24 protein-coding genes and 1 tRNA gene are annotated in these 24,679 nt (G+C 68.7%); 14 read left to right on the top strand and 11 right to left on the bottom strand.

What is annotated here, in order from left to right:
• The first annotated feature begins 179 nt into the window (after positions 1-179).
• From ACIBG8_RS46860 to ACIBG8_RS46900, 9 genes are all read left to right on the top strand, one after another.
• Positions 180-440: a hypothetical protein gene (locus tag ACIBG8_RS46860; protein ID WP_397349796.1), complete on the top strand. Its 261-nt coding sequence runs from the start codon at positions 180-182 to the stop codon at positions 438-440.
• A 29-nt stretch (positions 441-469) separates the two neighbouring features.
• Entirely contained in the window at positions 470-958 is a 489-nt protein-coding gene (locus ACIBG8_RS46865; protein WP_397349797.1) for a single-stranded DNA-binding protein, read from the top strand.
• A gap of 98 nt (positions 959-1,056) precedes the next feature.
• Positions 1,057-2,589: an ATP-binding protein gene (locus ACIBG8_RS46870; protein WP_397349798.1), complete on the top strand. Its 1,533-nt coding sequence runs from the start codon at positions 1,057-1,059 to the stop codon at positions 2,587-2,589.
• A gap of 297 nt (positions 2,590-2,886) precedes the next feature.
• The gene (locus ACIBG8_RS46875) at positions 2,887-3,201 is read left to right on the top strand and encodes a hypothetical protein (protein ID WP_397349799.1); all 315 of its coding nucleotides are present in this window, start codon (positions 2,887-2,889) and stop codon (positions 3,199-3,201) included.
• Positions 3,202-3,428: 227 nt separating this feature from the next.
• Positions 3,429-4,331 (top strand): DNA-processing protein DprA, encoded by a 903-nt coding sequence (locus ACIBG8_RS46880; RefSeq protein ID WP_397349800.1) that lies wholly within the window; start codon positions 3,429-3,431, stop codon positions 4,329-4,331.
• Between the two features lie 155 nt (positions 4,332-4,486).
• Positions 4,487-5,194 carry a hypothetical protein gene (locus ACIBG8_RS46885; protein WP_397349801.1) on the top strand — a complete coding sequence of 236 codons (708 nt, stop codon included), beginning with the start codon at positions 4,487-4,489 and terminating at the stop codon, positions 5,192-5,194.
• Between the two features lie 76 nt (positions 5,195-5,270).
• Positions 5,271-6,344 carry a bifunctional DNA primase/polymerase gene (locus ACIBG8_RS46890; protein WP_397349802.1) on the top strand — a complete coding sequence of 358 codons (1,074 nt, stop codon included), beginning with the start codon at positions 5,271-5,273 and terminating at the stop codon, positions 6,342-6,344.
• A gap of 12 nt (positions 6,345-6,356) precedes the next feature.
• Positions 6,357-6,548, top strand: coding sequence for a helix-turn-helix domain-containing protein (locus ACIBG8_RS46895; RefSeq protein ID WP_397349803.1), 192 nt, complete (start codon positions 6,357-6,359; stop codon positions 6,546-6,548).
• The gene (locus ACIBG8_RS46900) at positions 6,545-7,903 is read left to right on the top strand and encodes a tyrosine-type recombinase/integrase (protein ID WP_397349804.1); all 1,359 of its coding nucleotides are present in this window, start codon (positions 6,545-6,547) and stop codon (positions 7,901-7,903) included. The genes ACIBG8_RS46895 and ACIBG8_RS46900 overlap by 4 nt, the downstream gene beginning before the upstream one ends.
• 79 nt (positions 7,904-7,982) lie before the next feature.
• Here ACIBG8_RS46900 and ACIBG8_RS46905 read toward each other — a convergent pair.
• From ACIBG8_RS46905 to ACIBG8_RS46925, 5 genes are all read right to left on the bottom strand, one after another.
• Positions 7,983-8,059 (bottom strand) — tRNA-Met (locus ACIBG8_RS46905).
• 161 nt (positions 8,060-8,220) lie between these two features.
• Positions 8,221-11,106 carry a UPF0182 family protein gene (locus tag ACIBG8_RS46910; RefSeq protein ID WP_397349805.1) on the bottom strand — a complete coding sequence of 962 codons (2,886 nt, stop codon included), beginning with the start codon at positions 11,104-11,106 and terminating at the stop codon, positions 8,221-8,223.
• Positions 11,107-11,235: 129 nt separating this feature from the next.
• Entirely contained in the window at positions 11,236-12,282 is a 1,047-nt protein-coding gene (locus ACIBG8_RS46915) for a PDZ domain-containing protein (RefSeq protein ID WP_397349806.1), read from the bottom strand.
• 10 nt (positions 12,283-12,292) lie between these two features.
• Positions 12,293-12,718, bottom strand: coding sequence for a molybdenum cofactor biosynthesis protein MoaE (locus tag ACIBG8_RS46920; protein WP_397349807.1), 426 nt, complete (start codon positions 12,716-12,718; stop codon positions 12,293-12,295).
• Complete coding sequence (locus ACIBG8_RS46925) at positions 12,715-13,788, bottom strand: NAD-dependent epimerase/dehydratase family protein (RefSeq protein ID WP_397350459.1); 1,074 nt, start codon at positions 13,786-13,788, stop codon at positions 12,715-12,717. Before ACIBG8_RS46925 ends, ACIBG8_RS46920 begins: the two co-directional genes overlap by 4 nt.
• A 132-nt stretch (positions 13,789-13,920) precedes the next feature.
• On the opposite strand from ACIBG8_RS46925, the gene ACIBG8_RS46930 reads away from it, so the two are divergent.
• Genes ACIBG8_RS46930 through ACIBG8_RS46940 form a run of 3 tightly spaced genes read left to right on the top strand, consistent with a single transcriptional unit; the run spans position 13,921 to position 16,685 of the window.
• The gene (locus tag ACIBG8_RS46930) at positions 13,921-15,111 is read left to right on the top strand and encodes a zinc-dependent metalloprotease (protein ID WP_397349808.1); all 1,191 of its coding nucleotides are present in this window, start codon (positions 13,921-13,923) and stop codon (positions 15,109-15,111) included.
• A complete protein-coding gene (locus tag ACIBG8_RS46935) occupies positions 15,108-15,698 on the top strand; it encodes an NUDIX hydrolase (protein ID WP_397349809.1) in 591 nt (196 codons plus the stop codon). The genes ACIBG8_RS46930 and ACIBG8_RS46935 overlap by 4 nt, the downstream gene beginning before the upstream one ends.
• Positions 15,699-16,685, top strand: a complete 987-nt coding sequence (locus tag ACIBG8_RS46940; RefSeq protein ID WP_397349810.1) for an endonuclease/exonuclease/phosphatase family protein — start codon at positions 15,699-15,701, stop codon at positions 16,683-16,685. It begins immediately after the preceding gene.
• On the opposite strand, the gene ACIBG8_RS46945 is transcribed toward ACIBG8_RS46940, so the two are convergent.
• The 3 genes from ACIBG8_RS46945 to ACIBG8_RS46955 form a co-directional block, all read right to left on the bottom strand.
• Positions 16,669-17,247: a hypothetical protein gene (locus tag ACIBG8_RS46945; protein WP_397349811.1), complete on the bottom strand. Its 579-nt coding sequence runs from the start codon at positions 17,245-17,247 to the stop codon at positions 16,669-16,671. The two genes, ACIBG8_RS46940 and ACIBG8_RS46945, sit on opposite strands and share 17 nt — an antisense overlap.
• The gene (locus ACIBG8_RS46950; RefSeq protein ID WP_397349812.1) at positions 17,241-17,756 is read right to left on the bottom strand and encodes a M48 family metallopeptidase; all 516 of its coding nucleotides are present in this window, start codon (positions 17,754-17,756) and stop codon (positions 17,241-17,243) included. The genes ACIBG8_RS46945 and ACIBG8_RS46950 overlap by 7 nt, the downstream gene beginning before the upstream one ends.
• Before the next feature lie 67 nt (positions 17,757-17,823).
• On the bottom strand, positions 17,824-18,606 hold the full coding sequence (locus tag ACIBG8_RS46955; RefSeq protein ID WP_397349813.1) for an enoyl-CoA hydratase/isomerase family protein: 783 nt from the start codon (positions 18,604-18,606) through the stop codon (positions 17,824-17,826).
• A gap of 102 nt (positions 18,607-18,708) precedes the next feature.
• Between ACIBG8_RS46955 and ACIBG8_RS46960 the strand changes: the two genes are divergently transcribed.
• Both ACIBG8_RS46960 and ACIBG8_RS46965 read left to right on the top strand, forming a co-directional pair.
• Entirely contained in the window at positions 18,709-20,148 is a 1,440-nt protein-coding gene (locus tag ACIBG8_RS46960; protein ID WP_397349814.1) for a thiamine biosynthesis protein ThiF, read from the top strand.
• A gap of 63 nt (positions 20,149-20,211) precedes the next feature.
• Positions 20,212-21,537, top strand: coding sequence for an ABC1 kinase family protein (locus tag ACIBG8_RS46965; protein ID WP_397350460.1), 1,326 nt, complete (start codon positions 20,212-20,214; stop codon positions 21,535-21,537).
• 1,003 nt (positions 21,538-22,540) lie between these two features.
• On the opposite strand, the gene ACIBG8_RS46970 is transcribed toward ACIBG8_RS46965, so the two are convergent.
• The 3 genes from ACIBG8_RS46970 to tesB form a co-directional block, all read right to left on the bottom strand.
• Positions 22,541-22,729, bottom strand: a complete 189-nt coding sequence (locus ACIBG8_RS46970) for a hypothetical protein (protein ID WP_397349815.1) — start codon at positions 22,727-22,729, stop codon at positions 22,541-22,543.
• 43 nt (positions 22,730-22,772) lie between these two features.
• Positions 22,773-23,042 carry a WhiB family transcriptional regulator gene (locus ACIBG8_RS46975; protein WP_397349816.1) on the bottom strand — a complete coding sequence of 90 codons (270 nt, stop codon included), beginning with the start codon at positions 23,040-23,042 and terminating at the stop codon, positions 22,773-22,775.
• Between the two features lie 462 nt (positions 23,043-23,504).
• Positions 23,505-24,377 carry an acyl-CoA thioesterase II gene (tesB, locus tag ACIBG8_RS46980; protein WP_397349817.1) on the bottom strand — a complete coding sequence of 291 codons (873 nt, stop codon included), beginning with the start codon at positions 24,375-24,377 and terminating at the stop codon, positions 23,505-23,507.
• Positions 24,378-24,679: the final 302 nt, after the last annotated feature.

Raw genomic sequence — 24,679 nt, forward strand, 5'->3', positions numbered from 1 at the left:
TCCACGCCAACTGTCTACCGAACTGTCTATCGGCCCCCCTATGGGAGGGGTGCCGTAGACAGTTGGACAGTTCGCGTGGACAGTTCCCGAGCTCACCGACCGTAACCAACACGCCTTCCCCGGGCGGGCGCCTCCACGGCGCCCGCCCGGACTTCGTCATGCCCTCAGGGAGGAGCTTCGTGTTACCCGTCCCGCTCGCCCTCGCCCCTCCACCGTCGGAGGCGAGCGCGCAGTACACCGTGTGGCTGTTCCTGTTCGCCCTCGCCGTCCTGTACGGCATCGGCTACGCGATCTCCATCCGGCTGCACCCCTACAAGGCCTGCCGTACCTGCAAAGGCTCCGGCAAACACCGCGGCTGGCTGTTCGAGCGCTCTTTCCGCGCCTGCGACCGCTGCCACGGCTCCGGCCGCGAACTGCGCCTGTTCGCCCGCGACGACTAACCAACCCCCGTGTGAAGGAGAGCCCCGCCATGTCCATCGGAGACACCACCATCACCGTCATCGGCAACCTGACCGCCGACCCCGACATGCGCTACACCCCGGCCGGGGTCGCGGTCGCCGCGTTCACCGTCGCCTCCACCCGCCGCACCTACGACAAGCAGACCGGCAAGTGGGCCGACGGCGACACCCTGTTCCTGCGCTGCAGCGTCTGGCGCGAGGTGGCCGACCACGTCACCGAATCGTTGACCAAGGGCACCCGCGTCATCGTCACCGGCCGCCTCAAGCAGCGCGACTACGAAGACAAGGACGGCATCAAGCGCACCATCTACGAAATCGACGTCGAAGAGGTCGGCCCCTCGCTGCGCTTCGCCACCGCCAAACCGACCAAGGCCGCACGCCAGAACGCCCCGCACCCGGCCGACACCCCGGGCGGCGACCCCTGGACCAGTACGGCACAGCCCGCCGGAGTCGGCGCTGCAGGTGGTTGGAACGGCGGTGGTGACGAGCCGCCGTTCTGACCACCCGGCGGGTGGGCTGGACCCCCGGACATGCGAAGAGGCCCCCCGCCTTGAGGGCCTCTTCGACTCGCTGCTCTTACTGAGAGAAAGGGTCGCACGTGGACGCGTCTGATCACAACCAGTCCGGCGACGAGGCGTATTTCGCCGATGGCGTTCCGCTGCCGGATGAGGACCGCCAGGGCGACGCCGTCGGTTCCGGCAAGCTGGCCCCGGAATTGGTCAAGATGGCCGAAGACGCCTACCGGCTGATCCGTGCCGACGACGGCCGCAGCTACGCGGTCCCCAAGCTCGGAGCGGCCGTCGCCGTACCCCTGGCTTCCAAAGGCGGATCTGGGTTGCGCGCCAAGCTGGCCACCTCGCTGTATCGCCGCACCGGCCGGGTTTCCTCCGGCGCGGAACTGTCCGACGCGATCAACGTGCTGGCCGGCGAGGCCAGTGAACAAGACCCGCAACCGGTCTACCTGCGCATGGCCCGCCACACCACCCCTGGCGACCACGCGGACGCCGGGGCGATTGTGGTGGACATGGGCACCGAGACCGGCGAAGCCATCGTCATCACAGGCGACGGGTGGCGCATCGACCCCGTCTCACCGGTCATCTTCCGCCGCTCGGAGCTGACCCATCCCATGGTGACCCCGGTCCGCGGCGGCACCCTCGACGGCCTGCGCGCCCTGATCAACCTGTCAGAAGAGGATTGGCGGCTGGCGATCGCGTGGGTGGTGGCCGCCTACCTCACCGACATCCCGCACCCGATCCTGACCGTCAAAGGCGAACAGGGCACCGCCAAATCCAACCTCATCCGCTCCCTGCTCCTACTGATCGACCCGCAACCGGCCGCCGACCGCGAGCCACCGGGCAGCCAGCGCGAATGGGCCATCTTCGCCCGCGCGAGCTGGGCCTTCAGCTTCGACAACGTCACCGACATCCCCGACTGGCTATCCAACTCCCTGTGCAAAGGCGTCACCGGCGACGCCGTACTCCAACGCGCCCTGCACTCCGACGAAGACATCACCGTCTTCGCCTTCCAGCGCGTCATCGCCATGACCAGCATCGAGTTCAAGCACCCGCTCGCCGGCGACCTGGTCGACCGCATGCTGCTGATCGAACCCGAAGTCATCGACGTGCGCCTCACCGAGCAGTACGTGCGCGCCGCACGCGAGCAAGCACTCCCGCTCGCCCTCGGCGCCGTGCTCGACCTGGTAGCCGGCGTCCTGGCCGCGCTACCCGCCGTGCATACGACCGACCTGCCCCGCATGGCCGACTTCGCCCGCGTCCTGGCCGCCCTCGACAAGGTCACCGGCTGGACCACCGTCAAGGACTACCGGACCCGTATCGCCGCCATGGGCATGACCCTCATCGAGGGCAACACCCTGGCCCGCGTCCTGTACTACTTCGCCACCCCCCAGCCGTGGGAAGGCGAGACCAGCGACCTCCTGACCGGGCTGCGCCGCGTCGCCGCCGAACACGGCCTGCCCGCTAGCCAACTCCCCGCCGACGTGCGGACGTTGGGCACCAAACTCAGCGAGATCGCCCCCTCGCTGCGCAAGGTCGGCGTCGACATCCGCAAACGCAAGAGCGGCGCGAAACGCTACATCAGCGTGATCAAGAAAAGCGATGACCCTCAAGAATGAAGATCACCTTCTCTTTCTATTTAGAAAAGAGGAGACCGTTGTCCCCTTGTCCCAAACGCCCTGTGGCCTGCACGGACGCAGGGACAACGCCTTGTCCCTGCCTTGTCCCTGATGTCCCAAGATCACGGGATGTGGGACAACGTGAGGCAACGGTGGGACAACCCGTTGTCCCCCCATCAGCCCACGTCACACGGCGTTTGGGACAACGAGACAACGATTCGCCGCGCTCACGCTCAATCAGTCAACCGGCGATCGCCCTCCCGTCCGAACCGGCTTCAAAGCAAAGGGCCAACCCTCATGGACAACCCCCGACTTGTATCCCGCTCAACCCTCACCGAAGACCCCGCCGTCACCCACGCCATGCAGACCTACGACCAGTTCAGCCCCCGCCAGCAACGCGAGGTGTTCATCAGCCTCTATCGCGCCATCCGGGCCTTCCGCCGTACCGGTGACACTGACTTCCTCGCCACCTTCGCCCAAAGTGTGGAAGCGATGATCACGCTGCACAGCCGTCCCGACGTACGGGAGGCGATTCGCAACGCCAACCCCAGCCCCCGCCGGGCAGACCAGCTCATCGACGTCGATCACGTCACACAGCACCTTCACGCGTAGTCGCCCCGCGTCTCTGCCCGGTCGAGGCATGCACACCGCAGGCCCGACCCCTCCGGCCGCGCGGCGAGCGGGGGATGCCTCCCGCTACGCCAGCTCGCCGGGCGCCCAACCTCCTTCGGCGACGACCGCCGCGGCCGACGTATGCCGGTCGGCGTGAGCCGTACCAGCAAGGAGGCATCCCCCGCTGCCGCACCTGAGGAATCACGTCCAGTAACGAGAGGAAACCAATGTCAGCTCCCCAGGAACAAGCCGCCGTGCTCGCGCTCACCATGCACGCTGACGGCGCGTGGCCGTCGATCGCACGCATCATCCAAGACAGCGGCAGCGCCCTGCGGCTGATCGTCGGCGACATCGCCGATGTCGACTACGAAGATCGGGCCTATGCCCTAGCGGTCATCGCCAGTGTCCGCCCCAGCGACCTCACGTGGGCTGCGAGCCTCATCGCCTCTGCCCACACGCACGACGTCAGGCTGATCACCGTGCTGGATTCTGACTACCCCGGCAACCTCGACTTCGCCCACGACCTGCAACCTTTCCTATGGGCGCGTGGCCGGCTTCGCACCGATGACTGGCGAGCACTCACCATCGTCGGCGACGACAGTACGGCTCTCGCCGACGCCCACCACGTGGCACAGGCCGCAGCTCGCGCGGGCTTGACCGTGGTGGCCGGGCTCCGCACCCAGGTCGACCTCGCCGTTCACGAGGCGGCGCTGGCCGTCGGCAGCCGCAGCCTGGCGGTCCTGGATCAGGGCATCCACACGCCGCTGAACGCGGAGCCGTACGCCGCCATGGCCACGGAGCTGACCCGCCGCGGTGTCCTGGTCTCACAGTTCTGGCCGCACACCCCGTCGGACGAGCACACCGTGGCCAGCGCTCGCGTCGTGACCAGCGGCCTGGCCGCCGCCCTCTACGTCGCTGATGGCACCCACGACAGCGGACCAGCCCACCAGGCCAGGATCGCGCTCGATCACGGCAGGCACGTGTTCGTGCCCCACCGGCTCTACCGCGAACAAGCATGGGTCCGCTCGCTGGCCTACCGCGGCGGAGTCACCGCCGTGCACACCCTCGACGAGCTGATCGCCGCCGTCGTTGACCTCATGAGCGTCGGCCACCACCCGGCCCCTTTCTGACACGGCGAGATCGACCACCCGTATGCCGCTCGCGCGACCCTGGCCAGCCGATGCTGATCGGCACTAGCCGTACGCCACCTAGGCACCCCCCTTCGCACCCCACGCCGGTCGGCAGGCACGCCCGTCGGACGGCCCCTCGACTCCAAGGAAGATCCATGTCGCTCACTTCCGCCGCGACCTCGCCCGCCACCCCGGCCGTCACCATGACCGGCCGCCAGCTACGCGACCTGACCGGCAGCGTGCTCAACCACGTAGCCACCGGCCGCTGGCAGGTGCCCTTGCTGACCATGGTGCAGGTCGAGGTCAGCCACAACGTGCTGCACCTGATCGCCACCGACACCTACACCCTTGCGGTCGCTCGCCACCCGCTCGACGGACCCGGCGGCGACCTCACGCTGCACATCCCGGCCACCACCCTGACCGCCGTCGCGCGCACCATCCGAGTGCGCGACCAGGTACGGCTCAGCCTCACCCCGCAGGCCCTCATCCTCGATCGGTGCCCCGCGCCGGAACTGCCCAGTTGCATCCCGGACCCAGAATTGACCTACCGCATCCCAGCCGTGGAATCGCAAGCACCGCTCCCGTGGCGCAAGCACGTCGCCAAAGCCCTCCACCGCCCACCCAACGCCACCGTCGAACACCCGCTCGCGATCCGGAACGCGTTCCTGGCCCGCTTCCAGACCGCTGCCTTCACTGGCCAGCCCCTGCAGCTCCACCCGCCGGGCAGCCACAAGCAGCCGATCTTGATCACCAGTGGCCCGCACTTCCTCGGCCTGCTCATGCCTATCGGCCTCGACGACCGCGCCGACCAGGCCACCGAGCTCACGCCCTGGACCACCCTCTGCCCGGCCAACGCCGCCTAAATACCAGCCTGTTGATGACCCCCCGCCCACACACCACGGGCGGGGGGTCGTCGCGTTTCCCCGGGAGGTTCCCACCGTGCCCAACCCGTCGACCACGCCCCTCAACCTCGCCATGCGCCTGGCCGGGTACGGCTGGCACATCCTGCCGCTGTCCCCGACCAGCAAACGCCCCCTCGCCAACTGCCCCACCTGCACGCCCACCCGCGGCGCCGCCCGCCACCCCATCGACAGCTGCCCGTGCCTGCCCGCCGGCCGATGGTGCCACGGCGTCCGCGCCGCCACCACCGACCCCGACCGGCTCACCGCGTGGTGGCGGAGCCAGCCCCACGCGGTCCCCGGCGTGGCCGCCGGACCCTCCGGCTTGATCCTGATCGACCTCGACACCCACGCCACCGATCCGCCCGCCAACGCCGCTACCGAGCTGCTGCCCGGCATCGACCTGACCGGCCACCCCATCGCCGCCCACGCCGCCAGCATCCGGACCGGGCTCGACACCCTCGCCCTACTGGCCCGCCTCCGCGGCGGCACACACCCCTGGCCGATCGACCCCGACCATCAGCCGGTCGTCACCGTCACCCCGAGCGGCGGCCGGCACCTGTGGTACCGCGCCCCTGCCGCACCGCTCCGCCAGGCCATCGGCCAACTCGGCTGGCAGATCGACATCAAGGTCGGCTGGAACTACGGCATCGCCCCAGGGGCGACCACTGCCGCCGGCACCTACACCCACCGATCCGGCCACCTCACCGCCCCTGGCTACCCTCCGACCTGGCTCGCCCGCGAGGTCGCCCGGGTCGCCAGCCCCGTACCCCTCCAGCGCCGCCACCCCTACCCACCACCCCGAGCACCCCGGCCCGACGGCGTCCCCGGCCGCTACCTAACCACCGTCATCAACCGCGGCGCCGCCGAGCTCGCAAAGCTCAAGCTCCAGGACGGCCGCCAGCGCCGCCTGTCAGCCCTCGCCTACCAAGCAGGCGGTCTACTGGCCTGGTCCGGCCTGCCTGAACACCAGGTCACCAGCTGGCTCATCGCCGCCGGAGAGGCCAGCGACCTGCCCACCCGGCTCGCTGCCCGAATCGTCCATCGCGCCCTGCTCAACGGCATCGGGTCACCCGTCACCCCTGCCGCGCTTCGTCATGCCCTGCCCGCCTGAAAGGAACCCGCCGTGAGTCACGACGACCTCCCCGCACTCCTCACCGTCCCCCGAGCGGCCAAGCTCCTGGGGATCAGCCGCGCGTCCGCCTACCGCTACGCCGACGCCGGCGAGCTGCCGGTGAAGCGCTTCGGCAGCCGCATCTACATCGTCACCGCGAAGATCCGCTACCTCCTGGACGGCTCAGAAGGGCAGGCCGCGTGAGCAAGAAGGACGACCCGGGCAACCCGGTCGCCGGCGTCGTCGTCTACCAGCGCGGCAAGAAGTGGTCCTACCGCCTGGAGCTGGACCGCGACGTGCTGTCTGGAGAGCGGCAGTTCGAGTACGGGCACGGCTACGCCACGCGAGAGGAGGCGTGGACGGCCGCGGTGAAGGCGAAGGACGACCACGGGCGCGGACAGCGGGTGTTGCCCTCCAAGCGCACCGTGGCGCAGTTCTTCACCGAGTGGCTGACGTCCAACGAGCACTCGGTGAAGCCCTCGACCTACGTCAACTACTGCGACTACACCAACGCCTACGTGGTGCCGATCATCGGCAAGCGCAAGCTGCAGGACGTCAGCGTGCCCATGCTGAACACCCTGTACCAGCACCTACTCGCGAAGGGCCGGGTGAAGCGGGACACCAACACCGCCATGTACGAGTACTGGTCGACCCGTCGCAAGGCGGGTGCCGAGCCTAAGCCCATGGAGATCTCCCGGCACTGCAAGGTGAGCATCTACGCCGCCCGCAGCGCCGTACTCCGCTATCGCCGCGGCCGGGTGCCCCAGGAGCCGAACCCCGGGCTGGCACCGAAGACCGTCAAGAACGTCCACCGCATGCTGCACCGCGCGCTCGGGGACGCGGTGGCGTGGCGCTACATCGAGTTCAATCCCGCCGCGCACGCCCGGCTCCCCCGCGAGAGCCGCTCCGGCAAGCGGCGCCGGGGCAAGACCTGGACGCCGGAGCAGCTGGTGGCGTGGCTGAAGGTTGCCATCACCGACCGCGACGCCGGCGTCTGGGTCCTGATCGCCACCACCGGCATGCGACGCTCAGAGGCCGCTGGAGCGGAGCGGGAGTTGCTCGACTTGGTCGCGGCGACGCTGAAGCTGGGCGACACCCGCATTGTGGTGGGCGGCGATGCGGTGGCGTCCGACGGCAAGAGCGAGAGCGGGCGCCGGACGCTCTCGCTGGACGCCTTCACCGTGGCCTTCCTCACCAAGCATGTGGAGATGCTCGACGCCGAGCGCGAGGCGTTCGGCAAGGACTACTGCGACGCGGGCTTGCTGGTCTGTCATCCGGACGGGCGGCCGGTGCATCCCGACACCATCACGCGCCGGTTCAACCGGCTGGTCGATCGGGCGGGAGTGCCGCGGATTCGGTTGCACGACGTGCGGCACACCTACGCCACGGTGTCGCTGGACGCCGGGGTGGATCCGAAGATCCTCGCAGACCGGATCGGGCACGCCTCCATGTCCTACACCTTCGACATCTACACCCATCCGACCGTCGGAACGGACCGGGAATCGGCGGAGAAAATCGCCCGGCTGATCTTCGGAGTGGACGGTCCACAACTCCCATGAATCGGCCGGATGGTTACCATTCTGGTTACCGGAGACATGAAAACGGCCTTCCGGAGTATCTCCGGAAGGCCGTTTTGCCTGGTAGCGGGGGCAGGATTTGAACCTGCGACCTCTGGGTTATGAGCCCAGCGAGCTACCGAACTGCTCCACCCCGCGTCGGTGTGTGTCTAAAGACTATCGGCCGATGGGAGCACACGCAAATCAAGGGCCAGCGACCGCGTCGCCTGTCCAGGTTTGTCCATGATGTCGGCCAAGGGGAGCTCTCGGCAAGAGAAACAGAAAGGCCCGGACCCCCAAGAAGGGTCCGGGCCTCGCCCTCAGCCTGTTGGGCTTGTGGATGGAGATGGGCTGGCGCTTGGGGTTGGGGTGGCTGTCGGGGTGGGTTGGGCGGTGGCCGCCGTCTCCAACGCCTTCAGCGCCTCCTCCAGCCGCTTCTGCGCCTTGCCGTACTCCTCCCAGTTCGGCGGGCTGGACTGCAACGCCCGCTGCGCGTCGTCGAACGCCTTCTGGGCGTCGGCGATCGCCTTGGCCTGGCCGGTCGCCGCCGGGTTGTCCTTGCCGGTCTCCGGCGGGATCACCGTCTCCTGGCTCTCGCCGAACACCTGCGCCAGCGCCTGCGTGAGCGTGTCACCACTGCCCACCTTGTTGCCGAACGCCACCAGCACGCGCCGCAGGATCGGGTACGGCTCCTGCCCGGTGCCCGCCCTGGTCTGCACGTAGACGGGTTCGATGTAGATCAGGCCGTTGGCGTAAGGCAGCGTGAGCAGGTTTCCGTAACGGACGTTCGCCTGGCCCAGGCCGAGTGGCCCGAGCTCGCCGGAGAACTTGTTCTGGAAGTTGTTCTGCGCCTGCCCCGGTCCTGGAATGGCCGTGTTGGACGGCATGCGCAGAATGCGGAGCTTGCCGTAGTCGTCGCCGGCCTTCGCGTCTACCGCCATGAAGGCGGCCAGGTTCGGCCCCTGGCGCGGGACGAACGTGGTGGTCAGCGAGAACGTCGGCTGCGAGCCGGGCATCGTGGTCGTCAGGTAGTAGGGCGGCTGCTTGACCGACTGGTCGCCCTGTGACGGGTCGTTCGGGACGTTCCAGAAGTCCTGGCCGCTGTAGAAGGCGTTGGCGTCCTCGATGTGGTAGCGCGACAGGGTGTAGCGCTGCACCTTGAACAGGTCTTCCGGGTAGCGGATGTGGTTGCGCAGGTCAGGGGACATGGCGGACGCCGGCTTGATGGTGCCGGGGAACGCCTTGGACCAGGTCTTCAGCAGCGGGTCGTTGTTGTCCCACCCGTACAGGGTGACGGTGCCGTCGTAGGCGTCGACCGTGGCCTTGACCGAGTTGCGCATGTAGTTGATCTTGTCGCGGGGCTGCTGGGCGACGGCGAGGGTGTTGGTCGACTTGTCCTTCGTCATCTCGTCCAGGCTTTCGCTCTGGGAGTACGGATAGTCGTTGGTCGTGGTGTAGCCGTCCACGATCCAGACGATCCGCCCGTCGACGATCGCCGGGTAGGCGTTGGCGTCGAGGGTGAGGAAGGGGGCGACCTTCTCGATGCGTTCCCTGGGGTCGCGCACGTAGAGGATCTTCGAGGCGTCGTTGATGTCGCCGGAGAGCAGGATGTTCTTCTCGCCGTACTTGGCCGCGTAGATCAGCCGGTTGAAGAACGAGCCCACCGGGACACCGCCTGAGCCGGTGTAGGTGGTGTTCTGCTGGCCGGTGCCGCCGCTCTCCGGGTAGTCGAGCTCCTGCGGCGTCTTCGGGTTGCCGCCGGCGATGACGTACTCGGTCGCCGCCGGGTGCTCGCCGAAGTAGACGCGCGACTCCTTCAGCTTGGTCGAGTTGACCAGCGGCCCGGTGACCGGCATGTCCTTGGCGTCGTAGTTGGGCAGCCCGCCCTGGTCGACCTCGTTGCCCGGGGCCGCGACGAAGCCGTAGCCGTGGGTGTAGACGAGGTGCTCGTTGATCCAGTTGTTCTGCTCGGTGGGCGGACCGATGAGCTCACGTACGCCGACGACGTGGTCGCGCTCGACGCCCTTGTCGTCCTTGTACCGGTCGACGTCGAGCTGGTCGGGGAAGCCGTAGAAGCCGCGGATGCGCTGTGTCTGCTCGTACGTCTTGGCGACGAGAGCGGGGTCGAGCAACCGCACGCCGTTCACGGAGACGTCACGTTCCGCGGCCTTGGCCTGGGACGGGTCGGCGACGGCCGCGTAGTCCTTCACCTCGGTGTCGGCGATGCCGTACGCCTGTCTGGTCGCCTCGATGTTCCTGGCGATGTACGGCGACTCCTTGCCCTGCTGGTTGGGCTTGACCTGGAACTGCTCCACCAGCGCCGGGTAGACGCCGCCGATCAGGATCGCGGAGAGCACGAGCAGGCCGAAGGAGACGCCGGGCAGCATGCCGCCCGGCCGTACCACTCCTGCGAAGAACAGCGCGGCACAGATCAGCGCGATGATCGCCAGGATGGTCTTGGCCGGAAGCACCGCGTTGACGTCGGTGTAGGAGGCGCCGTTGACGAAGCCCCGGTCGGAGAAGACCAGCCCGAAGCGGTCGATCCAGTACGCGATGGCCTTCAGCAGGACGAACACGCCGAGCAGCACCGACAAGTGGACGCGTGCGGCTCGGGAGGCGTGCACCCCGGGCGACTGGAGGCGGAACCCGCCGTACAGGTAGTGCGTGATCGCCGCCAGGATGATCGAGATGATCACCGCGGTGAACAGGAAGTTCAGCACCATCCTGATGAACGGGTAGTCGAAGACGAAGAACGAGATGTCGAACTTGAACAGGTCGTCGACCTTGCCGAAGTCGGCCCCGTTGACGAACTGCAGCCACGTCTTCCACTGCCCGGCGAACGACGAGCCGGAGAAGAGGGCGAGCACCGCCATGCCGACGATGAAGATCAGCTTGCGATGGGGGTCGAGGGCCATCCGATACCGGTCGGCGCCGCTGCCGCCGCCGAACATCGCGGGCCCGAACATCGGCCGCATGCGGAAGGCGAGCAGCATGTTGCCGCCGACGATCCCCACCATCAGCAGCGCGCCGACGGCGAACAGGGCGATCTCGGTCAGCAGCACGCCGGAGAAGACCGAGGTGAACCCTACGGCGTCGAACCACAGGTAATCGGTGAAGATCCCGGCGAACAGAAAGAAGAAAGCCACGATCGCCACCAGGGCGATCGCGACGGGTAGAAGCAGCCGCGGCCGGCGGGGCAAGCGCATCGCCCTACCGGCTCCTGGGGTCCGGAAGCTCAAGGCCAACCCCTCGTCGTGATGAACAAACGGTCCGTGTCTGGCAACCTACACCGCTCTGCCAGCCGTACGGCTAACGCACGGCGGTGCGCGGAAGTTTCAGCTTGACGGGCAATTGGGCACGGCGCCCTTACCGGTACGCAGTGCGTCAAGCGCCGACACGGCGTCGTGCAGGGTGTCGGCCTTGACCAGACGCAGCCCGCTGGGTACGGCCTTGACCGCTTCCGCGCAGTTGTCGGCCGGGGTGAGGAACACGGTCGCGCCCGCGTCGCGCGCGCCGACCATCTTCTGCGCGATGCCGCCGATGGGGCCGACCTGGCCCTCGGGGGTGATGGTGCCGGTGCCGGCGATCGACTTGCCGCCGGTGATCTCGCCGGGGGTCAGCTTGTCCACGATGCCCAGGGAGAACATCAGTCCGGCGCTCGGCCCGCCGACGTCGCCGACGCTGATGTTGACGGTGAACGGGAACTTGTACTTGGCCTGCATCGTGACGCCGACCATGCTCTTGCCCGCTGGGCCTGCCACGGTCTTGACCGCGACGTCCTGCTTCGTGCCCGCCCGGGTGATGTTGAAGATCAGCTCGTCGCCCGGCTTGTGCGACTTGACGGTCTGGGCGACGGACTCGACGTCGGGGACGGGCTTGCCGTCCACGCTGTTGATCTCGTCGCCCTTCTGCAGCTTGCCCTCCGCCGGCATGCCCTTCGACGCGCTCACCACGGTCACCACGGAGCCGAACGGGATCTTGAGCTCGGACAGAGCCGCCGCCGTCGCGCTGTCCTGGGAGTTGGTCATCTCCGCGGTGTTCTGCTCCTCGACCTGCTCCTGCGTCTGGCTCTTGGGGAAGATCGTCTCCTCGGGCACCACGGCCACGGTCGGGTCGACCCAGCCTCGCAGCGCGGTCATCAGGTCGATCCTGCTGTCGGGCCCGCCCTTGTAGGCGACGGTGACCAGGCGCAGCGCGCCGCTCGTCGGGAACGTCTCGTGCCCGGTGATCGTGATGACCGGCTTCTTGTCGTGGTCGCCGAGCGTGTTCTCGGTGGGGCCGGGGCTCAGCACGACGTACGGGACCTTCATCAGGGCCCCGGTGACGCCGAGTGCCAGCACGAGGAAGCCCGCCACCATGAGAGTCAACGCACGTCGCGACATGGGGATGAGCTTATTCGCAGGCGCCGACCCACTCGGCCGACCCGTCGGCGAACACCTGATGTTTCCAGATCGGAACCTGTGACTTGAGATCGTCGATGAGCCTGCGCGACGCCTGGAAGGCCTCACCCCGGTGCGGGCAGGCCACGGCGACGATGACCGCGATGTCGCCCAGCTCCAGGTCGCCCACCCGGTGCACGGCCGCCAGCGCGGTCACCGGGAAGTCTGCCGCAACCTTCTCCGCGACCGCGCGGAGTTCGTCGAGAGCTGAAGGGTGCGCGGAGTAGGACAGCTTGGTCACGGGCTTGCCGTGGTCCTGCTCACGTACGGTCCCCACGAACAAGGTCGTCCCGCCGGCCGCGTGGGAGCCGACGGCGTTGAACACCTCGTCGACGGAGAGCGGGGTGTCACGGATGTCGAGCAAGCGAATCACGGTCAAAGCCTACGCTTCTTGCGAATCTGCCTGACGACGGCCGCCGTGCCGATGACGGCGACGGTGGCGCCGGCCGCGGTGAGCGTGGCCTCCTTGACCGGCAGCCGCGCGCCGACGACCATCGTGCGGCCCTCGCGCAGCTCCAGGAGCTGGGCGAACGCGGCCTCGTTGGTCCAGGCGGGCTTCCATCCCGCCTCGCGCAGGGCGGCGCACTCGACGACCCAGGGGTAGACCACGTAGTGCAGGTCGGTGGCCGGGGCTGGGGTGATCCCGAGGCGATGGAGCCGCTGTGCCGTACCGAAGGTCAGTCCTGCGGGGAGCTCGAAGCGCCTGATTCCGGACAGCTCCTCGACCTGCTCCTGCTCCAGCCAGCCGTCGCTGCCCACGGCCACGACGCCGGTGACCGCGCCGCGGGCGGCCAGTTCCAGCGCCGAGACCAGGTCGTCGACGTGGCAGAACTGCCAGCGGGGCGAGCAGCCCTTGACGGTGAGCAGCCTGGGCGCCTCGAAGTGCCTGGTGACGACGGTGTCGATGCCGGGGCCGACGATGGCCGCCGGCCGTACGACCGTGAGCTCCAGACCTGGGTGGCTGCGCAGCGACCTGCGGGCCAGGGCCTCGATCTCCAGGTAGTCGCCGACCATGCCGCTGTCCGGCTCCGCCGCCACGTCCGCGTCCTCGGCCAGGGGCACCGGGTTGTCCGGGGTTGCGCCGTAGACCATCGCGCTGGTCACGAGGACGACGCGGCGCACGCGCGCGGCCGCGCTCGCGGTCAGGACGGTCTGGGCGGCGCGCAGGTTGTAGGCGCGGCGCTCCGAGGGGTCGGAGTCGAGGGCGTAGTCACCGGCGAGGTGCACCAGGACGTCGATGTCGGAGATCCGGTTCGCCAAGAGCGGATCTCGGACGTCGATCACCCGCCAGGTGACGTCCTGAACGTCGCCACGCTGCTCGTCGATGGCCACCACTCGGCGGAAATCCGCTGATACGGCGAGCCTGGCGAGCAGTTCTCTGCCTAGGCCTGAGGCCGCGCCGGTGATGGCGACGACGGGTTGGCGCGGGCGTTTCGAGGTAGGCACCAGGTCCTCACTTTGCACTGATCCGCCGTAGGACGACTAACGTGGCGGATGTGGACTCCTCCCTATCCTGCACGAGGCGGAGCGGTGACTGACCTGCCAGGTCGTGAAAACGACCCTAATGAGAACCCGTTCGCCATGTTCGGCAACCCTGAGCAGATGGCTCAGGCGATGCGCCAGTTCGCCGACATGTTGTCGGCGCCGCAGGGCTCCGGCCCTGTCAACTGGGACATGGCCAAGAACATCGCCCGTCACGCGGTGGTCGCCGAGGGCGACCCGAGCGTGATGGAAGGCGAGCGCCGCCAGATCGTGGACGCTCTCCAGCTGGCTGACCTGTGGCTGAACGAGGCGACGGCGCTTCCGAGCGGTGTGTCTGCCCCTGAGGCTTGGAGCCGGTCGGAGTGGATCGAGAACACGGTCCCGGTCTGGCAGAAATTGACGGAACCCATCGCGGCCCGCATGGTCGAGACCATGGGAGGCGCGCTCGGCGGCGCAGGCCTGCCCCCTGAGGCCCAGCAGATGGCCGGGCCGCTGATGGGCATGCTGAAGCAGATGGGCGGCATGATGGTCGGCCAGCAGATCGGCCAGGCCATCGGCTCGCTCGCCCGCGAGGTCGTCGGCACTACCGACATCGGCCTGCCGCTGTCGGACACGGCCGCGCTGCTTCCCGGCGGCATCGCGTCGTTCAGCTCCGGGCTTGAACTGCCCGCCGACGAGATCAGGCTCTACCTCGCCCTGCGCGAGGCCGCCCACCAGCGGCTCTTCCAGCACGTGCCGTGGTTGCGCGCGCACCTGCTGGGCGCGGTCGAGGAGTACGCCAAGGGCATAACGGTCGACACCTCCGCGCTCGAGGAGCAGATGCGCGGTCTCGACATCAACAACCCCGAGGCACTGCAGGAGGCGCTGAGCGGCGGCGCCCTGCTCAAGCCGGAGGAGACCGAGCGGCAGAAGGCGGCGCTCGCGCGGCTGGAGACGGCGCTGGCGCTGGTCGAGGGCTGGGTGGCCACCGTGGTGGACGCCGCTGCCGGCGGCAAGCTGACCTCCGTGGCGGCCCTGGCCGAGACGGTACGGCGGCGCCGCGCGACCGGCGGCCCCGCCGAGGTGACGTTCGGCGCGCTCGTCGGCCTGGAGCTGCGGCCTCGCCGCCTGCGCGAGGCGGCCGCACTGTGGACGGCGCTGGGCGAGCACCGCGGCATCGACGGCCGTGACGAGGTGTGGGGTCACCCCGACCTCATGCCGACCGCCGAGGATCTGGACGATCCTGCCGGGTTCGTGACCGGTGAGGCTGAGCTGGACCTTTCCGCCCTGGATGAGAAGCCCGAAGAGTGACGCTTCGCGACGACGCTGCGGCCGTTCTGTCCGGTTGGTCGGCGCCGACTCCTGAGGAGGAGGCGCTGCGCGAGGAGTTCCTCGCCCACGTCCGGAAATATGACGACGCGATGCTCCGGGAGTGTGTCCCGGGGCATCTGACCGCCACCACGGCGGTGTTGTCGCACGACGGCGCCCAGGTGCTGCTCACGCTGCATCCCAAGGCCGGGATGTGGCTGCCGATGGGCGGCCACTGCGAGCCGTCCGACCTCACGCTGGACGGCGTCGCGCTGCGCGAGGCCGCCGAGGAGTCGGGCATTTCGGGATTGCAGCTGCTTCCCGGGCCGCTGGCGCTGGATCGGCACGAGGTGTGGTGCCATCCTCCGCGTTCCTGGCATCTCGATGTCGAGTACGCGGCCGTGGCGCCGGTCGACGCTCAGGAGATGATCAGCGAGGAGTCGCTGGATCTGCGGTGGTTCCCGGTGGACGAGATCCCCGAGCTGTCGGACGAGGCCACGCGGCGGCTGGCCAGGCGCGGGCGCGCGTTGCTATCTCGCGTTCATCCGCGTTTGGCTAGAGTCTCTTTGGGTCGTTCCAAGGGGGCATGAGTGGACATCTCTGTCGGTGGCACGATCGTGACGCCTGCGCGTAAGCGGCGGAGATTTCCGCGGAGGACGCTGACCTGGCTCGCCGTCACCCCCTTCGCCGCCTGGGCCGTGGCCCGGGTGGCCGGGCTGGAACGCGGTTCGCTCACGACGCAGTTCATGACGGCCACGCCGTACATCGCTGCTGGTTCGCTGCTCCCGCTGCTGGTCGCGGCCGTTTCGCGCAACCGTACGGCTACCGCCGTGGCGGCGATCACCACGACGGCCTTCGCCTTCACGGTGTTGCCCCGCGCGATGGGGAGCGCGGAGGCGACTCCTGGGCGGCCGCTCAAGGTGCTGACGATCAACATGCTGTTCGGCAGGGCGGACGCGGACAGCATCGTCGACCTGGTCCGGAAATATCAGCCCGATGTGCTCAGTACGCAGGAGCTGACGCCTGGAGCGGTCGCCAACCTGGACGAAGCGGGACTGCGTGACCTGATGCCGCACCGGGTGCTCCAGGACGAGTGGAGCGCCGGTGGCAGCGGGCTGTTCGCCAAGTACCCGCTCAAACCGCTCTGGGACGTCATGCCGGTGGCCGGGCACAAGATGCCCGGTGCGATGCTCTCCCTGCCCGGCGGCAAACCGATCGAGATCATCGACGTGCACCCCTATCCGCCCCTGGGCGCGCAGGTGCGCGAGTGGCGCGAGGCGCTGGAGGCGTTCCCCGCCGCCTCGCCCGACACGGTCAGGGTGCTGGCAGGCGACTTCAACGCCAGCCTCGACCACGCCGAGCTGCGACAACTGCTCTCGCGCGGCTACAAGGACGCCGCCGACACGGTCGGCGCCGGGCTCATCCCGACCTGGCCTGCCAACAAGCGCGTACCGCCGATCATCACGATCGACCACGTGCTCGTCGACCAGCGGGCCGGGGTGCGCGCGGTGAGCGTCCACACCGTCCCTGGTACGGATCACCGGGCGGTGTTCGCCGAGCTCACAGTGCCGCTCTGAGGTTGTCCCACCCTTCGAGGCCGGGGTCGAGCCTGGCCACGTCGTCCGGCGTGCGCAGGCGGTGCCAGCCGGGGCCGACGGCGACCATGCGCGGGCCAGGGGCCTGGGCTCTCAGGGCCGCCACGGGGTCCTCGTCGTCGAGGTCGGGGCGCGCCCAGCCGTCCAGGGGCAGGTCGGCGGCGATCGCCACGGCTCCGCCGTACTCGCTGGGGCAGACGGTCAGGCGCGCGCGGCCGAGCTCGCGGAACAGCTTGCCGATCAGCAGGGGCGGCAGGTCGGGGGCGTCGCCGCTGACCACTACGGCCTGGTCTCCGGGCAGTCTTCCGAAGATGTCCCTGAGCGGCTCGCCCTCGTCGACGAGGATCACGTCGGTGCCCGGCCAGACGATCTCCTCCAGGCCGGGGACGCTGGTGACCAGGACCGGCGTGACGAGTTCGAGGCCGGCGACCAGCTCGTAGGTGTCCTCGGCCATGGCTTCGAGGAAGGTCTGCGGGTCCAGGTGGGCGGGCGCGGCTTTCGCCATGCTCTGCCGTACCAGGACTGCGGCGATCCTCGTCAACACTCCTCCGGGGAGCCGTTGGCGGCGACCGAGAATCCTTCGAGGAAGCCGCGGGCGCGGTCCGCCTTGGGATACTGTTCGACCAGAGCCCAGAACTTGGGGCCGTGGCTCGGCACCAGCAGGTGCACGAGCTCATGGATGATCACGTAGTTGATGACCCATTCCGGCAGGCCCCTGAGGCGGGTCGAGATCCGGATCGTGCCGTTCTCCGGTGTGCACGAGCCCCATCGGTGTTGCTGGTTGTCCACCCAGCGCACGCTCGCCGGGGACGCTCTGCCGTCGAGATATTTCATCGACAGCTCGTTGGCTCGCTCCAGCAGGCCCTCGTCCGTAGGGCGTCTGCGTTGTTCCTTGGCAGCCAGCCGTTCGAGCATCCGGCTCACCCATTCATCCGCGTCTTCGCCGCTCAGCCACGCGGGCAGGAGCACGATCGTCTTGTCGCCGTCGCGGTACGCGGAGACCGTACGCCGGCGACGAGAACTTCGACGGACCTCGACTGTCTCGGGGGGCACATATGCACGGTAGCCGAGACTGGCGAAATTCCACAGGGGGTGCACGCTGTTTTCGCTGGTCAGATGATTAAGACCCGGTGAATTTGGGTCTGCGCCTTTCCCGATGTGCGGCCAGTCCCTCCATCATGTCGGCAGAAGCCATGGTCACGGGCTGTGCGAGCGATTCCCAGCGCAGTGCGGATTCGAGGTCCTGATGGCCCTGGTTCAGCGCGACCTTCGTAAGTCTGGTGGCTATCGGGGCATTCGCTGCAATGGCTCGGGCGATCTCCATTACTGCCGGGATGAGATCGTCCTTGGGGTAGGCCCGATTGATGAGTCCTTCACGGGCGGCTTCTTCACCTGTGAGGGTCTTGCCGGTGAAGAGGAGTTCTTTGGCCTTCTGCGCGCCTATCGCCTTGGGGAGCAGATAGGTGGCCGCCATACCGGGGTGGAGGCCGAGCGTGGTGAAGGGGGCGAGCAGTTTCGCGTCCTCTGCCGCGTATGCGAGGTCGCAGGCGAGGGCCACGCAGAGACCGGCGCCCACGGCCGCGCCGTTGACGGCGGCGATGGTCGGGACCTCGAGGTCGGTGATGGCGAGCCAGGTGCGGTAGAAGGCGAGCATGCGGTCGCGCAGGGCGGGGACGTCCTCCGCGCCCCTTTCCGCCAGCCAGGAGAGGTCGCCGCCCGCGCAGAACGCGCTTCCCGCGCCGGTGATCACGACGCATCTGAGGTCTTTGTCCCCGGCGAGCTCGGCGATCGTGTGGCGCCATTGCTCGGTCATCCGGTCGCTCATGGAGTTGCGGCGCTCGGGGAGGTTCAGGGTGAGTACGGCAATGCCGTCCTGGTCGCGGTCTAGGAGGAGCTCGCTCATGCCGGAGAGCGTATCCACAGGCTCTCGCTCAGCGCGAAAGTTATCCACAGGCAGGGGGAAATCCGCGTGCGATCTTGTCGGAGCGTGGAAATCTTGCCCGGCATGAGGCCCCGTGTGAAACCCGCGCTCCGGCGGATCGTCCGTGACGAACGCACCCTGCAGTTCGGGGTGCAGCCTGGGAAGGCCGTGCTGCTGACCGACCTGAGCCCGCCGGTGCGGCGGTGGATCGACAGCCTGGACGGCACGCGTGATCTGCGTCAGGTGATGGAGCACGCGGCGCTGGCCGGGCTGGACGAGCCTGGGGCGCGGTCGTTGCTCGACCGGCTGGCGGTTCAGGGGGTGCTTGACGATGCTGCTGCTTCGCCTGGTGCCTTGTGCGGGGTGAGCTTGGTGGAGCGGGATCGGTTGCGTCCCGACCTGGATGCGCTGGATCTGGCTTCGACGGTTTTCGGGGGTGGGGTGGCGGCGTTGGGGCGGCGGCGGGACGCGCGGGTTCGGGTCTATGGGGCTGGGCGGGTGGGGGCGCAGGTGGTGGGGTTGCTGGCGGCTTCCGGGGTTGGGCACATCTGCGTGGTGGATGGAGGGCTGGCTCGGGCGGAGGACCTCACGCCTGGGGGGTTGGGGTGGGGGGACGTGGGGTTGCCCCGGCAGGACGGTGCGGTCGCCCTGGCCCGCCGCATCACCACCCCGCCATCATCCGCTTGGGGCCCTGGTGTTTCCACGTCGACCACCCCCAGCGCCCCTCCCACCCCGGCCGTCGTCTCCCCCGTCCATGAGCCAATCCGCAACACTCCCGCCGCCCTCTCCAGGGGCCACGGGCCAACCGACTCCGTTCCCACCGCCCCATCCCTCGCGTCGCGGGACGTGGTCGCTTCGGGCGCGGGAGGCCCCTCCGCCGCCGCCCCGCGCGTGCCGAGGCAGGCGCGGGGCTCCTCTCCGGGCGCATCCGCCGGGCACACCCCGGGTCGTCGGCCGAGACCGGATGCCACGTCAGGGCGCCGGGTGGACGAGTTCCCGGACACACCCGGGCCGTCCGTCAACGCGTGGACGAGTGGGACCCATCTCAGCGACGGTTCCCAACGCCCCGACCTCGTCGTGCTCGCGCCCGTCGGTCCCCTCGACGGCGTGCTCGTCACCGAGTTGCTCACCATGCGCATCCCCCACCTGCTCGTCTCCGCCTCCGAGGGATACGGGTGCGTCGGCCCCCTCGTCCTCCCCGGCGAGACCGCGTGTCTGCACTGCCTCGACCTCACCCGCCGCGACCGGGACCCCGCCTGGCCCGTGGTCACGGCGAGGTTGGGCGGGTACCCGGTGAGCGAGGTCGCCTGTGACACGATGCTCGCCGCCCTGGTCGCGGCGGCCGCAACCGGACATGCGCTTGCTCATCTCGATGGCAGGGAGCACGTTGTGACCAACGGCACAATGGACATATGCCCTGATTGGCGGTGGAGGCGCCGGTCGTGGGCGGTGCATCCGCAATGTCGTTGTATGCGAAACGATCCATATGCGCTAACAATGGTCACGTCGGCTGGAAACGGCTGATGAGCCCGGGGGATGATCACGAAAGGGGGGAGCGGCGTCTCTGGCGAGATTCCGCGCAACATGGTGAGCGACCTTCCACGCCGCGCCGTAACGCGCTCCGCCAAACTCGCCACGCTCCCTCTCAGTTTCGCCGGCCGTACCGCACTGGGCCTGGGCAAGCGCATCGGCGGCAAGTCAGCCGAGCTCGTCGCCCAGGAGATCCAGCAGCGTACGGCGGAGCAGATCTTCAAGGTGCTCGGCGAGCTCAAGGGCGGGGCGATGAAGCTCGGCCAGGCGCTGTCGATCTTCGAGGCGGCGCTGCCGCCGGAGATCGCCGGGCCGTACCGGGCCACGCTCACCAAACTGCAGGATTCCGCTCCCCCGCTGCCCGCGGCGACCGTGCACAAGGTGCTCACCGAGCAGCTCGGCGACGACTGGCGGGAGAACTTCCTCGAGTTCGACGACAGCCCGACGGCTGCCGCCTCGATCGGGCAGGTGCACAAGGCCGTCTGGCACGACGGCAGGGCCGTGGCTGTCAAGATCCAGTATCCGGGCGCGGGCAAGGCGCTGATCGGCGACTTCAACCAGCTCGCCCGGCTGGGCAAGCTGTTCGGGGTGCTGCTTCCCGGGCTGGACATCAAGGCGGTGCTCAGCGAGCTGCGCGAGCGGATCGCCGAGGAGCTCGACTACCTGCGCGAGGCCGAGGCGCAGCACGCGTTCGCGCTGGAGTTCAAGGACGATCCCGACTTCCACGTGCCGGATGTGATCGCGGCCAACGAGCAGGTGCTGGTCACCGAGTGGATGGACGGCACGCCGCTGTCGCGCATCATCTCCGACGGGACGAAGGAGGAGCGGGACAGGGCTGGGTTGCTGTTCGTACGGTTCCTGTTCGCCTCGCCGGCGCGGGTGGCGATGCTGCACGCCGATCCGCATCCGGGCAACTTCCGCATGCTCGCGGACGGACGGCTCGGGGTGCTCGACTTCGGGGCGGTCAACCGGCTGCCCGACGGGTACCCGAAGGTGTTCGGGCAGCTGACCAGGATCTTCAACCATGGCGACATGGAGACGGTGGTGGAGGGGCTGCGGGCGGAGGGGTTCATCCGGCCGCACATCGACGTCGACGTGGACGCGTTGCGCGGGTTCCTCGCGCCGTACGTGGAGCCGACGGCGGTGGAGGAGTTCACGTTCAGCCGGGAGTGGCTGCAGGCGCAGGCGGCGAGCGTGACGGATCTGCGGCCCACGAACGTGGTGCGGCAGCTCAACCTGCCGGTTTCTTACGTGTTGATCCATCGGGTGCATGCGGCGGGGGTGGGAGTGTTGTGCCAGCTCGGCACGACGGCCCGGTTCCGTGACGAGGTGATCCGGTGGGTCCCGGGCTTCCACGAGGAAGACGCCCCAGACCCCGCCTGACGTACCGCCTCGGGTGGGTTAGGGGCCGCCGCTCGGGTGGGTTGCCGGTCACCCGTGGAGCCGCCACTCAGGTGGGTTGCGGGTCACCGTCGCTCGGGTGGGTTGCGAGTCAGCCGTGGAGCCGTCGCTCGGGTAGCGTCACCCGCGGAGCCGCCACTCGGGCGGGTGCGGGTCTCCCTGTGGACCCGCCGCTCGGGCGGGTGCGGGTCTCCCCGTGGAGCCGCCTGACTCTCCACACGTACTTCCCCTCCGCGCGGACGCCGCTGCCCCTTGGCACGCCGCTCGCCCTTCCGGACACCTCGCCCTCCAGGCAGCGCTCGCCCTTCGTGCGACACGCACGCTTCGTGAACACACGCCGTCAGTAGCCGCGCGCCCCAGGTGCACGCTCGCCCACACGTAGGCGCATCCCCCGCGTGCGACGCTGGCCCACCCGCGGCCGCCCACCCCGAGTGTGACGCTCGCCCACCCGTGGCCGCCCACCTCGGGTGAGACGTTCACCCAGCCGTAGGGGCCCACCCCGGAGTAACCGGGCTGGAATCGACGAACCGGCCGGGTGCGTTGGGGGCACCGGGCCGGTTCGTTGTGCCGCGGGAGGCGGCGGGGATCAGGTCCGGGGGCGCGGAGCCGGGCGGGTAACGGTCCTACCGGTTCCGAGTGCCTCTACGTCAGACCTGCTATTGCTCAAAAGCCTCCACTAGGGAGGTGGTGGCACCGCCGGTGAGGGGCAAGGGCGACGGGCGGCACCACCTACCATGCGGTGCCCCTATGGCGGCGTTACCCCCGAAGGGGCGAGCCCGAGGGAGGACGGCCGCCTGATCAGAGGCGAGGCCGACGGGCGGCGGCGCCTCCAAGCAAGGAGAGGGCCGGAAGGCGGCGCCGCCAGCAAGGTGAGGTCGGAAGGCGGCGCCGCCTTTGGGCGGCAGGGCCCGGTGGGGCGCCGCCTGCTAATGGGTGGTGCTGGTGGAGGGGCCGCTCGGCGGTTGGACCGGGCGGCCCCTCCTCGTCAGGACTGGAGGGCGCGCTGCAGGCGAGCGTTGGCTCGCTCTACGCTCTTGCGCGCACGCTGCACGCGCATCACGCGGGACACCAGTCGATACTCTTCCGCCTCGCGGTGGAAGGTTTGTATTCGGTCGTTGACCAGTTCTTGGAACAGATGCGGCATCTCAAAGCTCCTGCTGGGAATCGTGCTCATCGGAATGTGTCTCTCTTTCGAAGAAGAGGTGCGTGCGGGAATTTCAGGCAGCGACCGGGTGCTTGCGGGGACGCCCGCGGGGCCGCTTACGGGGAACGACGGTCCCCCGGAGGATGAGCTCGCCGCCCCAGACACCCCAGGGCTCCTCGCGCTCGAGCGCGCGCTCGAGGCAGGCCTTCTGGATCGGGCACCCGCCGCAGAGCGTCTTGGCGAACTCGACGTCCTCCGGCGACTCGGCGAACCACAGGTCAGGGTCGGTACGGCAGGGGATCTTGGCTTCGTCGATCAGGTCCATGATCGCCTTCGCCTCCATCTGCGTCTCCTTCTGATTGATCTTGTTCTTTAACCTCGCGGGTGTTAGGAGACCGGGGCAAACAAAGAGGCCGCGGATCCTGTCTGCGGATCCGCGGCCTGGAGGCTGATGTTGCCGGTCAGGTTATGACCGGTTCATCCCTCCAGGGATGCGAACCGCGCAGTCCACCCTTGGTGGTCGGCTGGGTCGGGACTTGGGCGACTGCCACAGAGGCGCCGCCACCGATACGGGCGGCGGGGACATACAGGGCAGTCTTGTGGCGCTGAAGCTGGATCGGCCCATCAGCGATGTGCTGGACCGAGCTCCGGCATGCGGAAGTGAGCCACTGCGTGGCTTCCATGTTCAGGATTCTCACCGGGGCTCACCTCCTTCTGTGATCGTCGGACAGGAGTGTCCGACTCGCTTGACCATGACCCTAAACCGGGAACCCGGGAAGGGGCAACATATTTTCTACCTGCAGTTTCACGACTTCGTGATGCGGATCATCGCCTCCTGCACCACGGAAACCACGAGATCTCCCGATGCGGTGAACATCTGTCCGCGAGCAAGGCCGCGAGCGCCCCCCGACCAGGGGGACTCTTGAGCATAGAGCACCCACTCGTCGGCTCTGAACGGGCGGTGGAACCACATGGCGTGGTCGAGGGAGGCACCCATGACGTTCTGCGCGCCCCAGGACAGACCGTGCGCCAGCAGGACGGTGTCGACGAGCGTGTAGTCGGAGGCGTAGGCGGCCAGCACCACGTGGAGCAGCCGGTCGTCCGGCAGGGCGGCGTCGCAGCGGAACCACACGTTGTTCTCGGGGCTGCGCAGGGACGGGTCCTTGTAGGCCTCCCACGTCAGCGGCGAGGCGTAACGCGCGTCGATCGGGCGCTCGCGGGTCAGCCACTCCTGCCAGCCGGGCTCGTCGCCGACGAGCTCCAGCATGCGGTCCTGGAAGCGGGGCAGCGTCTCGGGCGCGGGCACGTCGGGCATCACGGCCGACTGGTGGGCGATGCCGTCCTCGAAGATGTGGAACGACGCCGACATCGTGAAGATCGCCTTGCCGTGCTGGATGGCGACGACGCGGCGGGTGGTGAACGAACGTCCGTCGCGGACGCGTTCGACGTTGAAGACGATGGGGATGGACGGGTCGCCCGGCCTGATGAAGTACGCGTGCAGCGAATGCACGTCGCGGTCGGAAGGCACCGTGCGCCCCGCCGCGACCAGCGCCTGCGCGGCCACCTGACCGCCGAAGACGCGCTGGATGCGCTCCTCGGGGCTGCGGCCGCGGAAGATGTCGAGCTCGATCTGCTCCAGGTCGAGCAGATCAAGCAGCTCTTTCAGCGCTTCATTCACCAGATCTCCCAATCCACTTAGTTCCCCCAAGTGTGCCGGACCCGGAGCCTTCCACAACAACACACCCCATTGGTGTGCTTGATAACACCCATGTTGTACGGCTGGCGCCAGGAGAAGGCCGCCCGCCGCACTGCCCTCCGTCCTCTCCGGCAACACTCGCGCGTAGGTGGACCCCGCCATAACGACGGTGCGTCACGCACGCGCCAGGGCATTCACAAAGCCCGGCTGACAGAGGGCCACTGAAGGGGGCGGCAGAGGGCGGGCCGATGGTGGATGACGCGAGGTGGGCGGTCCAAGGCGGA

Source organism: Nonomuraea sp. NPDC050556, from assembly GCF_044457355.1.
GTDB lineage: Bacteria > Actinomycetota > Actinomycetes > Streptosporangiales > Streptosporangiaceae > Nonomuraea.

Coding starts and splice junctions, on each gene's coding strand:
- ACIBG8_RS46915 (WP_397349806.1), bottom strand. CDS start 12,282: ATGTCGCGACGTGCGTTGACTCTCATGGTGGCGGGCTTCCTCGTGCTG.
- ACIBG8_RS46865 (WP_397349797.1), top strand. CDS start 470: ATGTCCATCGGAGACACCACCATCACCGTCATCGGCAACCTGACCGCC.
- ACIBG8_RS46875 (WP_397349799.1), top strand. CDS start 2,887: ATGGACAACCCCCGACTTGTATCCCGCTCAACCCTCACCGAAGACCCC.
- ACIBG8_RS46885 (WP_397349801.1), top strand. CDS start 4,487: ATGTCGCTCACTTCCGCCGCGACCTCGCCCGCCACCCCGGCCGTCACC.
- ACIBG8_RS46960 (WP_397349814.1), top strand. CDS start 18,709: ATGAGGCCCCGTGTGAAACCCGCGCTCCGGCGGATCGTCCGTGACGAA.
- ACIBG8_RS46930 (WP_397349808.1), top strand. CDS start 13,921: ATGTTCGGCAACCCTGAGCAGATGGCTCAGGCGATGCGCCAGTTCGCC.
- ACIBG8_RS46880 (WP_397349800.1), top strand. CDS start 3,429: ATGTCAGCTCCCCAGGAACAAGCCGCCGTGCTCGCGCTCACCATGCAC.
- ACIBG8_RS46970 (WP_397349815.1), bottom strand. CDS start 22,729: ATGAGCACGATTCCCAGCAGGAGCTTTGAGATGCCGCATCTGTTCCAA.
- ACIBG8_RS46910 (WP_397349805.1), bottom strand. CDS start 11,106: ATGCGCTTGCCCCGCCGGCCGCGGCTGCTTCTACCCGTCGCGATCGCC.
- ACIBG8_RS46975 (WP_397349816.1), bottom strand. CDS start 23,042: ATGGAGGCGAAGGCGATCATGGACCTGATCGACGAAGCCAAGATCCCC.
- ACIBG8_RS46955 (WP_397349813.1), bottom strand. CDS start 18,606: ATGAGCGAGCTCCTCCTAGACCGCGACCAGGACGGCATTGCCGTACTC.